The following is an 11,551-nucleotide window of genomic DNA, read 5'->3' on the forward strand; positions in this document are numbered from 1 at the left end:
CAGTGCAGGTGCGGCCCGAGATCCTCGAATGCCACCTCGTCGCGGGTGGTTTCGATTACCTGCTCAAGACCCGCGTGGCCGACATGGCGGCGTACCGGGAGTTCATCGGCTCGGTGATCTGGACGCTGCCCGGCGTGCGCGAGACGCGCACCTATGTGGTGATGGAAGAGGTGAAGAACACGGCGGCGATCGCGGTGTGACCGGGTCGGTTCAGGCCGTGTCACGTCCTCGGCGCGTCACCATCGTGTCCAGCCATGCCGCCAGCCGCTCCGCCGACCAGCCCTCGCGCAGCGCCTGCCGTGCCACCGCCTGCGGACTCTCCGGCGCCAGACCGCCCAGCGGCGGATCGAGATCGAGGTCGGTCGGAAAGGCATAGCCCTCGGCACACGCGGCCAGGGCGCGGTCGGCCCCGCCCTCGGTCAGCGCGCCGTCTGCCCGCAGTGTCTGCAGCGCGGGGTAGAGCTGCCGGGTCATGCGGTCGCGGTTGACGGTTTCCATCGCCCGTCCGAAGGCCGACGAGACCTGCAGCAGGTTGGCCATGCGCTGGATGCCGCTGGACCGGTTGGTGCCGGCGGCGTGCAGCAGCGCCGGGTTGAAGAACACCGCGTCGCCCTTGGCCAGCGGCAGTTGCACGCGGTGGCGCTCGAAGTGTTCCCGGAAGTCCGCGCGGTCGGCCACGAGGTAGCCGTGCAGGTACTTCTGCGAGTGCGGCAGGTACAGGGTCGGCCCGCTCTCCAGCGGCATGTCCACGTGGGCGACTGCGCCTTGCAGCGTCAGCATCGGCGACAGGCGGTGCACATGGGCGGGGTAGCGCAGCGCCTGTGCGGTGGTGCAGAAGCCGAGGTGGTAGTCGCGGTGCGGGGTCTGTGCCGCGCCGCCAGGACGGACGTTGTTGACCTGCGAGGTGATCTGGTAGGCCGGGCCGAGCCAGGCCTCGCTGGCCAGCGCGACCATGTCGTTGGCGTAGTAGCGCGCGAACAGCGCAGGGTCGGTCAGGCAGAGTTTTTCCAGCGCGTTCCACACCCGGTCGTTGGCGCCGGCCTGGGCGAAATGGTCACCGCCCGCACCGGACAGCCGCTCGCGGGCGATGATCTGCTGGAAAGAGGCCGTGACCGCATCCACCACTCCGGCAGACGGGAACGCACCCTGCAGCACGACGATGCCCGCCCCGTGTTCCCAGACCCGCGCCCATTCGGCCATCAGGGTCTGCGGGAAGTCGGTGTCCGCCAGCCGGTCGCGCAGTGCGTTGCAGTCGTACACCGGCACGTCGTCCTGCAGGTGCATGGCGAGCGGACAGTCGGCGGGATCGGTGCGTTGCGCCAGCACGCGCAGCAGGTCGTCGAGGTGGATGTCGGTGGCGCGCAGCAAGGCCATGGTGTCTCCTGTCGGATGGGTTGGTGGACCCGGCCAGTCTAGGAAGCAGGCCCGTGTGCGGTGTGATCGAAACACCTCAAGAACACCTCAGGCACCATCCTCGTTTTTCGAAGGGAGCAGAGGCGGATGACCAGGGCCTTTTCGATGAAGGAGATCGCGTGGCAGGCCGGGATCGGCCTGGCCACGGTGGACCGTGTCCTGCATGACCGGCCGGGGGTGAGTCCGGCGATGCGGCGGCGCGTGCAGCAGGCGTGCCTGGAACTGGAGCGCCAGCACCGGCAGGTGGGACTGAAAGGGCAGCGCTTTCTCATCGACCTGGTGATGGAGGCGCCCAGCCGCTTCTCGCGCATGGTGCGCGACACGCTGGCGGTGGCGATGCAGCGGGTGCAGCCGGCGGTCTTCCGCGCCCGGGACCACTTGGCCGAGACGATGGCCCTGCCCGAGCTGATCGAGGCGCTGGACACGATCGGTCGGCGCGGCAGCCAGGGCGTGCTGCTGAAGGCACCGGATGTGCCTGCGGTGACCGAGGCGGTGGCGCGGCTGCAGGCGCGCGGCATCCCAGTGGTCACGCTCGTGACCGATCTGCGCCAGGCGCCGCGGCGGGCGTATGTCGGCCTGGACAACCACTGCGCCGGCCAGACGGCGGCCTACCTGACGGACCAGTGGCTCGGCCCGCCGGCGCAGCACGGTGGGCCGGTCGATGTGCTGGTCTCGTCCAGCGGCCCGCATTTCCAGGGCGAGGGCGAGCGCATCGACGCTTTCGTGCGGGCCCTGGGCCGGACCCGTCCCGCCAGCCGCGTCCACGTCATGGACACCGGGCACGGCCTGCACGCGCCGACACGGGCAGCGGTCGGCCAACTGCTGGCACGCTGCCCGGGCGTTGCGGCGGTGTATTCGGTTGGCGGGGCCAACGAGGCGATCCTGGCGGCGTTCGACGCGGCCAGCCAGCCTTGCCGGGTGTTCATCGGCCATGACCTGGACGACGACAACCTGGCGCTGCTGCGCAGCGGGCGGCTGTCCGCCGTGCTGCACCACGACCTCCACCATGACCTGTACCTGGCCTGCCTGCTGGTGATGCAGGCCCACGGCGTCGCGCACACCGTGCAGATGCCGACACGCTCGAACGTCGAGGTGATCACGCCGTTCAACGTGCCGGCCCGCTGGCTGCCGGAGGCCGGACTCAATCGACCTTGATGTTCACCGACGTCGGCCTGCCCGGCTGCACCTTGGGCAGCTCGATCCGCAGCACGCCGTTGCGGTAGCTCGCCTTGGACGCATCGCCACGCACAGCCGCCGGCAGCGGCACGGTGCGCTGGAACGCCCCGTAGGCGCACTGCAGCACCCGCCAGCGGCCCTCGGTCGACTCGCGCTCGAAGCGCTTCTCGCCGCGCACCACCAGCGTGTCGCCGCTGATCTCGATGGTGAGGCTGTCCTTGTCCATGCCGGGCGCCTCGATGCGCACGACCAGCCGCTCTTCGTCCTCGAACACGTCGCCGCCGAGCATGGACCAGGATTGCGCCGGAAAGTGCAGCGGGTCGTCGATCTGCGCCCGCTCGGGCAGGGCGGTCTGCTCGCCGGGCTTGAACCGGGTCAAGGCGCCTGCGGCGGTGTGGCGCAGACGGTCCCAGCCTTCGGACACCGAGCCCCAGAACGAACCAAAGCCCTCGCGGAGTTCATCGATCTTGATCATGGTCTTTCCTTGTCGGAGCGGTCATTGCACCTGCACGGTGATCTTGCGCGGCTGCGCATGCGCAGCCTTGGGAATGCGCACGCGCAACACCCCCTGGTGGAGGTCGGCGCTGATCTGGCCAGCATCGAGTTCCTTGCTCAGGCCGAAGCTGCGGTGCCAGCGCGCCAGCGTCACCTCGGCGTGGCTGGCTTGCAGGCCGGTCGGGGTGGGCAGGGCCATGTCGGCTTCGATGTCCAGCCGATCGCCTTCGACGCGCAGGTGCAACTGCTCGCGCGACACGCCGGGCAGGTCGGCATACAGCGTGATGCCGCTGATGTCCTCGACCACATCGACCGGCGGCAGCAGCGTGGCCTCCTGGCGGTTGGTCGTGGCGTTGCTGGCGGTCGCGTGGGTGCCCATGTGTTCAACGGGCTGGGTGACTGCATTCATCTCGAACCTCCTGGGATGGATGGTGTGCGGGGCAGGTGCTGTTCACTGCACGTCGATGCGGCGTGGCTGGCGCGCTTCGCGGCGGCCGATGCTGATGTGCAGCACGCCGTCGCGGTAGCGCGCGTTCACCGCCGACGGATCGATGTCCTCGGGCAGGCTGACGACACGGCGGAAGCGGCCGCCGAAACGCTCGTTGAGGTGGAGCGTGGTCTTGTCGTCGCTGTCAGGCAGCGGGTTGCTGCGTTCGCCGGCGATGGTGAGCACGCCGCGGTCGAGTTGCACATCGATGCCGGACGGCTCCATGCCTGGCGCGAAGGCCATGATCTCGACCGAGGTCGGTGTGCTGCCGACATTCAGGGCCGGGTAGCCGCCATGGCCCGTGCCGCGGATGCCCGGCGAGGCGTCCAGGGCGGTGGTGGAAGCGAACTCGCGTTGCAGGCGGTCGAGTTCAGCGAACAGGTCGCGCGGAAAAAGGCTTCGGTACAACATGAATCCTCCAGACGTTGCATGGACGGGGTGTGCCATGGTGCAGCGCCCCGACATGGACTACGTGTGGCTGTTCCCGGGCGATTCAAGCCCCACCGGACGAGCGCGCGCCGAAGATCGCCGTGCCGATGCGCACCAGCGTCGCGCCTTCGAGGATGGCCGCTTCCAGATCGGCGCTCATGCCCATCGACAGCGTGTCGAGCGCCAGACCCTGCGCGTTGAGCTGGTCGAACAGCGTCCGCAGCGCCCGGTGCGGGCGCTGCTGGGCCTCCAGATCCGCTTCGGGTTCCGGGATCGACATCAGTCCGCGCAGCCGCAGCCGGGGCAGGGCCGCCACGGCGCGGGCCAGCGCAGGCACATCCGCCGGCGCAGCGCCACTCTTGCTCTCCTCGCCGCTGATGTTGACCTGCAGGCACACGTTCAGCGGCGGCAGGCCGTCCGGGCGCTGGTCGCTCAGGCGCTGCGCGGTCTTCAGGCGGTCGACGCTGTGCACCCAGTCGAAGGCTTCTGCAACGGCGCGGGTCTTGTTGCTCTGCAGCGGCCCGATCAGGTGCCATTCGAGGGCCGTGCGCAGGTCGGCCAGCGCGGCGATCTTGTCGATGCCTTCCTGCACGTAGTTTTCACCGAAGGCGCAGAGTCCTGCCGCGTGCGCCTGACGAACTGCATCGGCCGGGTGCAACTTGCTCACGGCCAGGAGGCGTACTGTTTCAGGGTTGTGCCCTGCCGTGAAACAAGCCTGATTTAGCCGCGCTTGTGTGGCTTGTACGTTGCGCGTGATGGTCGTCATAATCATCCGGATCGAAGTTTTCATTTTTCGTCACTTTTCCCCTCGGAAAAGTCGGCAAACTGGCCGCCTGGTCCGTAGGAGCAAATGCATGGATATCACACAGCTGCTGACGTTCGCAGTTCGTAACAAGGCGTCAGACTTGCATCTGTCGGCCGGCATGCCGCCCATGATCCGTGTTCATGGCGACGTCCGTCGTCTGAATGTCGATCCGCTGCCGCACAAGCGCATCCACGAGATGGTCTACGACGTCATGAACGACTCGCAGCGCAAGAGCTACGAGGAGAGCATGGAGTGCGATTTTTCCTTTGAGATTCAAGGACTGTCGCGTTTCCGGGTCAATGCGTTCAACCAGAACCGCGGTGCCGGGGCGGTGTTCCGGACCATTCCCAGCAAGATTCTGACGCTGGAAGACCTCAATGCCCCCAAGGTGTTTGGCGAGCTGGCGCTGAAACCCCGCGGATTGGTGCTGGTGACGGGCCCGACGGGTTCCGGCAAGTCCACGACGCTGGCGGCGATGGTGAATCACCTCAACGAATCGGAATATGGCCATATTCTGACGGTCGAGGATCCGATCGAGTTTGTCCACGAATCCAAGAAATGCCTGGTCAACCAGCGCGAGGTGTTCACGCAGACCCATTCGTTCGCCGCGGCGCTGCGTTCGGCGCTGCGCGAGGATCCGGACGCGATCCTGGTGGGCGAACTGCGCGACCTGGAGACGATCCGGCTGGCGCTGACCGCCGCGGAAACCGGCCACCTGGTCTTCGGCACCCTGCACACGTCGAGCGCGGCCAAGACCATCGACCGGATCATCGACGTCTTCCCCGGCGACGAGAAGGACATGGTGCGCGCGATGCTCTCGGAGTCGCTGATGGCGGTGATCTCGCAGACGCTGTGCAAGAACCGCGACGGCACCGGCCGGATCGCCGCGCACGAGATCATGCTCGGCACCCCCGCCATCCGCAATCTGATCCGCGAGGCCAAGGTGGCGCAGATGTACTCGGTCATCCAGACCGGCCAGGGCCAGGGCATGCAGACGCTCGACCAGAACCTGGCCGACCTCGTGCGCCGCGGCCAGATCACGCCAGCCGAGGCCCGCGCCAAGGCCCGCTCGCCCGAAAACTTCCCCGGCTGACGCCGTTCCACCCCGACGAATCCCACCATGGAACGCGACCAGGCCTCCAAATTCATCAATGATCTGCTGCGTCTGCTCGTTTCGCGTGGCGGCTCCGATCTGTTCCTGACCTGCGACTTTCCACCAGCCGTCAAGGTCGATGGCAAGGTGGTCAAGGTGTCTCCACAGCCGCTGTCGAGCCAGCACACGATGGCACTGGCCCGCTCGGTGATGAACGACAAGCAGTCGGCCGAGTTCGAGCGGACCAAGGAGTGCAACTTCGCCATCTCGCCGCAGGGCATCGGGCGTTTCCGCGTCAACGCCTTCGTGCAGCAGGGGCAGGTCGGCATGGTGCTGCGGACCATCCCCAAGGACCTGCCGAGCATCGACAAGCTCGGCCTGCCCAGCATCCTGAAGGACATCACGATGATCAAGCGCGGGCTGGTCATCCTGGTGGGGGCCACCGGCTCGGGCAAGAGCACGACGCTGGCCTCGATGGTCGACCACCGCAACGAGGCGGCCTGCGACCACATCATCACGATCGAGGATCCGGTCGAGTTCGTCCACCCGCACAAGAACTGCATCATCACCCAGCGCGAGGTCGGCATCGACACGCTGACCTGGGACGCCGCGCTCAAGAACACGCTGCGCCAGGCGCCGGACGTGATCCTGATGGGCGAGATCCGCGACCGCGAGACGATGCAGCACGCCGTGGCCTTCGCCGAGACCGGCCACCTCTGCATGGCCACGCTGCACGCCAACAGCGCCAACCAGGCGCTGGACCGCATCGTCAACTTCTTCCCCGAAGAGCGCCGCGACCAGCTGCTGATGGACCTGTCGCTGAACCTGAAGGCCATGGTCTCGCAGCGCCTGATTCCGCGCGAGGATGGGGCAGGGCGGATCGCCGCGGTCGAGATCCTGCTCAACACGCCGCTGATCTCGGACCTGATCTTCAAGGGCGAGGTCTCCGCCATCAAGGAAGTGATGAAGAAAGGCCGCGAGCACGGCATGCAGACCTTCGACCAGGCCCTCTTCGATCTCTACGAGGGCTACTACATTACGGGGGCCGACGCGCTGCGCAATGCCGATTCGGTCAACGATCTGCGGCTGCAGATCAAGCTCAACAGCATGCGCGCGCGCACCGGAGCGCCCACCGAAACCGGTGGTCTGAAGATCGTCTGACTTTCGACATGACCAAGACCTACGACTCCGTTCCTGCCCGTGATGTGGCGTTCATCGGCCTGGGTGTGATGGGTGGCCCGATGGCCGGCCACCTCGCCCGCGCCGGCCACCGTGTGACCGTCTACAACCGCACGGCGGCCCGCGCCGAAGCCTGGGTCGCGCAGCACGCGGCCGAAGGCCTGTCCGCCGCGATGGCCCTGACGCCGCGCGAAGCGGCGCAGCATGCGGAGATCGTCTTCCTGTGCGTCGGCAACGACGATGACCTGCGCTCGGTCGTGCTGGGTGCGGACGGTGCGCTGGCGGGCCTGCGTGCCGGTGGGCTGCTGGTCGATCACACCACGGCCTCGGCGGATGTGGCACGCGAGCTGGCGGCGCTCGTGGCGGCGCAGGATGGCCAGTTCATCGACGCGCCGGTGTCCGGCGGCCAGGCGGGTGCCGTGAATGGCCTGCTGACCGTCATGTGCGGTGGCGACGCTGCCGCGTTCGAGGCCATGAAGCCGGTGGCGATGGCGTTTTCGCGCGCCATCACGCTGCTGGGCGAGAGCGGCGCCGGGCAACTCGCCAAGATGGTCAACCAGATCTGCATTGCCGGGCTGGTGCAGGGCCTGTCGGAGGCGATCGCCTTCGGCCAGAACGCCGGACTGGACATGAAGCAGGTGCTCGACGTCATCGGCAAGGGTGCGGCGCAGAGCTGGCAGATGGACAACCGCGGCAAGACGATGGTGGACGACCAGTTCGAGTTCGGCTTCGCCGTGGACTGGATGCGCAAGGACCTCGGGCTGGTGCTCGACGAGGCGCGCCGCAATGGCTCGCGGCTGCCGGTCACGGCGCTGGTCGACCAGTTCTATGCCGAAGTGCAGGCGATGGGCGGCCAGCGCTGGGACACCTCCAGCCTGATCAAGCGCCTGCGTTGATGCGTGGCAGGGCCGCCCGCTCAGCGGCCCTTGATGTTCTTGAGCTGCTCGGGCGTGATCACCTCGACCAGCCGCACGACCTTCACGACACCGGGCACTGCACGTGCCAGATCGATGGCCCGGGTGGCTTCCTCCTCGGTCACGCGGCCCATCAGGTAGACGACGCCCCGCTCTGCGATGACGGTGAAGGCGTTCGACGCGAGTCCCGCTGCGTCGACGAAGGTCGCCTTGATCTTGCCGACCAGCAGCAGGTCGCGCGAGCGCTCGCTGGTGGAGCTGGGCCACATCACGGCCAAGTCGTTGACCACCGACTTCACGCCGTCGATCTTGCCGACGGCGGCCTCGATGGCGGTCTTGTCGGCCTCGTTGTAGACCTCGCCGGTCAGCAGCACCTGGCGCTGGTAGCTGGTCACGTTGACATGCGAGCGTTCCCCGACCGTGGAGCGGACGCGCTGTCCGGCCTTGAGCTCGATCGTCTCGTCTTCCAGCTGCACGCCCGAGCTGCGCCGATCGGTCACCACCATCGCGCCTCCGACGGCGGCGCCTCCCACCAGCAGCGGCGCGCAGCCGGCCAGCGACGTGCACAGAGCTGCCGCCGCGATCAGCGTCGACAGCGGGCGGGACAGGCGGTTGTGGTTCAGCAGCAAAGCCATCAGGTCATTCTCCAAGCAGTGAGACATCGACCGCGTCGCACAGGCAGTGGATCACCAGCAGGTGCACCTCCTGGATGCGGGCTGTGCGGTCATGCGGTACGCAGATGTGGATGTCGCCCTCGTTCAGCGCGTTGTTGACCTTGCCACCGCCCTTGCCGGTGAGGGCCACGACGACCATGTCCTTCTGGTGCGCCGCGTCGATGGCTTCTAGGATGTTGGCCGAGTTGCCGCTGGTGGTGATGGCCAGCAGCACGTCCCCCGGCTGGCCCAGCGCCTGCACCTGCTTGGCGTAGATCTGGTCGAAGGCGTAGTCGTTGCCGATCGCCGTCAGGATGGAGGTGTCGGTGGACATCGACAGCGCGGCCAGGCCCGGGCGCTCGCGCTCGAAGCGGCCGACGAACTCGGCGGCGAAATGCTGGGCATCCCCCGCGGAGCCGCCGTTGCCGCATGCGAGGACCTTGCAGCCCGAGGTGATGGCGTTCAGCAGCACCTGGGCGGCTTCGCTCACAGGGCGCGTGAGCACCTCCGCGGCGGCGTATTTCAGGTCGGCGCTGTCGAAAAACTGTTGCTGTATGCGTTGCTCAAGCATGGCCGATGATATTCCAGCCGGATGTGCGTTCGATTTCAGCGTCTGATCAACCGGCATCGAAGGCCGCCACCAGCCATGTCAGCGTCTCGCCGTCGATGGCGACCACGTCGAACCGGCACGGTGGCCAGACCCGGCAATGGCGCTGCAGATAGTGCCGCGCCGCGAAGATGATCCGCATCTGCTTGGACCGTGTCACGCTGGCGGCGGCTCCGCCGTGGTCGAAGCTGCCGCGCTGGCGGACCTCGACGAAGACCAGCGTGCCGTCGCGGTCCCGGTCGCGCATGATCAGGTCGACTTCGCCCGCGCGGGCGGATGGTCCGGCGGCGACCCGATAATTGCGCTGCACCAGCACGAGTCCCTGCTGCTGCAGATGCGCCAAGGCGCGGTCCTCGCCGGCATCGCCGATGTCCTTCCTGTCCCTGCGTTCTTCGCGATTGCTGCCCGTGAGCCTCGACACCATCGTTTCCCCCCTGATCCTGCAAGCCGCCACCGCGGCAGCGGGACACCAGCAGCACCCCGCCTCGGCACTGTATGTCGTGGCGACCCCGATCGGCAACATGGCCGACATGAGCCTGCGCGCGATCCACGTGCTCTCGCTCGTGGACGCCGTGGCCTGCGAGGACACACGGGTCAGCGCCGGCCTGCTGCAGCGTCTGGGGCTGCACCGTCCGCTGATCGCGCTGCACGAGCACAACGAGGAGTCCGCCGCGCCGCAGGTGATCGAGCGCCTGGCCCGCGGCGAGCGCGTGGCCTATGTCAGCGACGCCGGCACGCCGGCCATCTCCGATCCTGGCGCACGGCTGGTGGCCGCGGTGCGCGCTGCCGGCCACCGCGTGGTGCCGCTGCCGGGCGCCAGCAGCGTGGTGACGGCACTCAGCGCGGCCGGCGATGTGGCGGGTGGCGGCTTCCGCTTCGTCGGGTTCGTGTCGCCCAAGGCCGCCGCACGCACGCAGGACCTGCGCACGCTCGGCGGTGATCCGGGCACCTGCGTGCTGTTCGAGGCACCGCACCGCATCGAAGCGCTGGCCGATGCGCTGGCCGAGGTGCTGCCCACGCGGCGCCTGACCGTCTGCCGCGAACTGACCAAGCAGTTCGAGGACATCCGCACGCTGGACTGCAGCGCGTTCCCCGCCTGGCTGGCCGCGGACGCGGACCACCGGCGCGGCGAATTCGTTCTGGTGCTGCACGCGCGTGCAGCTGGCGAGGCCGCCCCGCACGACGCCGGAGCGGTCTCCACCGACCACCTGCTGCGCACGCTGATGGCGGAGCTTCCTCTCAAGCAGGCGGTGTCGCTGGTGGCCGAGGTGACAGGCGGCGCGCGCAATGCGTTGTATGCGCATGCATTGGCGCTGCGCGATGCCGCAGGATCCGCGCCGCAGGCGCCAGAATCACGAGACCATGCCGTACCGCCCGATTTGCCACCGACACGGCTGCCCGACCGGCGCGGCCGGTCTCGTCGTTGACACGGATGGATCCTTGCGCCTAACTCCGCCCAGAATCGGGCTGGAGGGCGGTTGCTGCATCGCGCAGGCATCGGAAGGGCGTCAGGGCATGTCGGAATTGGACGGAGCGCCACAGATCGCTGCAGACCGCCGCACTGGATGGCGGCCCTGGTGGCGTGGGCTGGCGGTGATGACGGGCTGTGCAGCGCTGGCCAGCCTGTCGATCGCGTTGTCGTGCCGTGAAGTCGGCATGGCCACGCTCTGGTATGCGAATGCCTTCGGGGCTTGCTGTCTGCTGGGGGCAGGGCGCCGGGACTGGTGGGTTGTGCTGGCTGCGCTGGCCGGTGGATTGCTCGCCGCCAATGGCCTGGCCGGGGCCGATCCGGGCTCGGCCGTGCGCTATGCCGTGCCCAATCTGAGCGAGATGGTGCTGGGTGGTTGGCTGCTGACGCACAGCCCGTACTGGCGCCAGATTCACCGCAGTCCGCTGGCGGGCTGGCAGGTCTGGTGGCGGGCCGTGCTGCTGCCGGCGCTGTGCGGTGCGACGCTGGCGGTACCGCTGCTGAGCGGCACCGGGGTGACCTCCTCGTCGTCCGCCGTGCACCTCTGGCTGACCTGGTTCGAAGGCAGCCTGATCGGCACCAGTGCGCTGTTGCCGCTGGGCCTGTCACTGCGCATGCACTGGAGCCGCGAGGGCGTGGGATCGCTGGTCAGGCATCTGGTGACCGGAGAGGCAGTGGCCCTGATGGCCCTGTCCCTCGGTACCGCGGCGCTGGCCCTGCCGCACCTGCCGTTCCCGTTTGTCTACCTGGGTCTGCCGATGCTGGCGGCCGCCGTGCGCCTGCGTTATCTGGACGTCGTGCTGCAGGTCTGGCTGGTCTCTCTGGCTGCCGA

At 68.0% G+C, this 11,551-nt stretch carries 14 protein-coding genes and 1 pseudogene; 7 read left to right on the forward strand and 8 right to left on the reverse strand.

Annotated features, from left to right (window positions below; all coding sequences use genetic code 11):
- Positions 1-200: Lrp/AsnC ligand binding domain-containing protein (locus AB3X43_RS04640; protein WP_369428706.1), on the forward strand; the 200-nt coding region annotated here is incomplete at its 5' end.
- A gap of 10 nt (positions 201-210) precedes the next feature.
- Here AB3X43_RS04640 and AB3X43_RS04645 read toward each other — a convergent pair.
- On the reverse strand, positions 211-1,374 hold the full coding sequence (locus AB3X43_RS04645; protein WP_369428707.1) for a phytanoyl-CoA dioxygenase family protein: 1,164 nt from the start codon (positions 1,372-1,374) through the stop codon (positions 211-213).
- A 126-nt stretch (positions 1,375-1,500) separates the two neighbouring features.
- Here AB3X43_RS04645 and AB3X43_RS04650 point away from each other — a divergent pair, with 126 nt between their 5' ends.
- A complete protein-coding gene (locus AB3X43_RS04650) occupies positions 1,501-2,568 on the forward strand; it encodes a LacI family DNA-binding transcriptional regulator (RefSeq protein ID WP_369428708.1) in 1,068 nt (355 codons plus the stop codon).
- Here AB3X43_RS04650 and AB3X43_RS04655 read toward each other — a convergent pair.
- The 4 genes from AB3X43_RS04655 to AB3X43_RS04670 form a co-directional block, all read right to left on the reverse strand.
- Positions 2,555-3,064 (reverse strand): Hsp20/alpha crystallin family protein, encoded by a 510-nt coding sequence (locus AB3X43_RS04655; protein WP_369428709.1) that lies wholly within the window; start codon positions 3,062-3,064, stop codon positions 2,555-2,557. The two genes, AB3X43_RS04650 and AB3X43_RS04655, sit on opposite strands and share 14 nt — an antisense overlap.
- 21 nt (positions 3,065-3,085) lie before the next feature.
- The gene (locus AB3X43_RS04660) at positions 3,086-3,493 is read right to left on the reverse strand and encodes an Hsp20/alpha crystallin family protein (RefSeq protein ID WP_369428710.1); all 408 of its coding nucleotides are present in this window, start codon (positions 3,491-3,493) and stop codon (positions 3,086-3,088) included.
- A gap of 42 nt (positions 3,494-3,535) precedes the next feature.
- Positions 3,536-3,982 (reverse strand): Hsp20/alpha crystallin family protein, encoded by a 447-nt coding sequence (locus tag AB3X43_RS04665; protein ID WP_369428711.1) that lies wholly within the window; start codon positions 3,980-3,982, stop codon positions 3,536-3,538.
- An 82-nt stretch (positions 3,983-4,064) separates the two neighbouring features.
- On the reverse strand, positions 4,065-4,766 hold the full coding sequence (locus AB3X43_RS04670) for a YggS family pyridoxal phosphate-dependent enzyme (RefSeq protein ID WP_369428712.1): 702 nt from the start codon (positions 4,764-4,766) through the stop codon (positions 4,065-4,067).
- Positions 4,767-4,854: 88 nt separating this feature from the next.
- Here AB3X43_RS04670 and AB3X43_RS04675 point away from each other — a divergent pair, with 88 nt between their 5' ends.
- From AB3X43_RS04675 to AB3X43_RS04685, 3 genes are read left to right on the forward strand one after another with little or no spacing between them, the layout of a single operon-like run.
- Complete coding sequence (locus tag AB3X43_RS04675; RefSeq protein ID WP_369428718.1) at positions 4,855-5,898, forward strand: type IV pilus twitching motility protein PilT; 1,044 nt, start codon at positions 4,855-4,857, stop codon at positions 5,896-5,898.
- Between the two features lie 27 nt (positions 5,899-5,925).
- A complete protein-coding gene (locus tag AB3X43_RS04680; RefSeq protein ID WP_369428713.1) occupies positions 5,926-7,059 on the forward strand; it encodes a PilT/PilU family type 4a pilus ATPase in 1,134 nt (377 codons plus the stop codon).
- Positions 7,060-7,067: 8 nt separating this feature from the next.
- Complete coding sequence (locus tag AB3X43_RS04685) at positions 7,068-7,973, forward strand: NAD(P)-dependent oxidoreductase (protein ID WP_369428714.1); 906 nt, start codon at positions 7,068-7,070, stop codon at positions 7,971-7,973.
- Positions 7,974-7,993: 20 nt separating this feature from the next.
- Here AB3X43_RS04685 and AB3X43_RS04690 read toward each other — a convergent pair whose 3' ends face one another.
- Genes AB3X43_RS04690 through AB3X43_RS04700 form a run of 3 tightly spaced genes read right to left on the reverse strand, consistent with a single transcriptional unit; the run spans position 7,994 to position 9,672 of the window.
- Positions 7,994-8,626, reverse strand: a complete 633-nt coding sequence (locus AB3X43_RS04690; protein WP_369428715.1) for a BON domain-containing protein — start codon at positions 8,624-8,626, stop codon at positions 7,994-7,996.
- A 4-nt stretch (positions 8,627-8,630) separates the two neighbouring features.
- Positions 8,631-9,215 carry a phosphoheptose isomerase gene (locus AB3X43_RS04695; protein WP_338414708.1) on the reverse strand — a complete coding sequence of 195 codons (585 nt, stop codon included), beginning with the start codon at positions 9,213-9,215 and terminating at the stop codon, positions 8,631-8,633.
- 46 nt (positions 9,216-9,261) lie between these two features.
- Positions 9,262-9,672: a YraN family protein gene (locus AB3X43_RS04700; protein WP_369428716.1), complete on the reverse strand. Its 411-nt coding sequence runs from the start codon at positions 9,670-9,672 to the stop codon at positions 9,262-9,264.
- Between AB3X43_RS04700 and rsmI the strand changes: the two genes are divergently transcribed.
- Both rsmI and AB3X43_RS04710 read left to right on the forward strand, forming a co-directional pair.
- Positions 9,659-10,678: a 16S rRNA (cytidine(1402)-2'-O)-methyltransferase gene (gene rsmI, locus AB3X43_RS04705; protein ID WP_369428717.1), complete on the forward strand. Its 1,020-nt coding sequence runs from the start codon at positions 9,659-9,661 to the stop codon at positions 10,676-10,678. The genes AB3X43_RS04700 and rsmI overlap by 14 nt on opposite strands.
- A 169-nt stretch (positions 10,679-10,847) precedes the next feature.
- A pseudogene (locus tag AB3X43_RS04710) lies at positions 10,848-11,551 on the forward strand (hypothetical protein); the annotation flags it as partial.

Source organism: Sphaerotilus sp. (genome assembly GCF_041083715.1).
Lineage (GTDB): Bacteria > Pseudomonadota > Gammaproteobacteria > Burkholderiales > Burkholderiaceae_C > Sphaerotilus.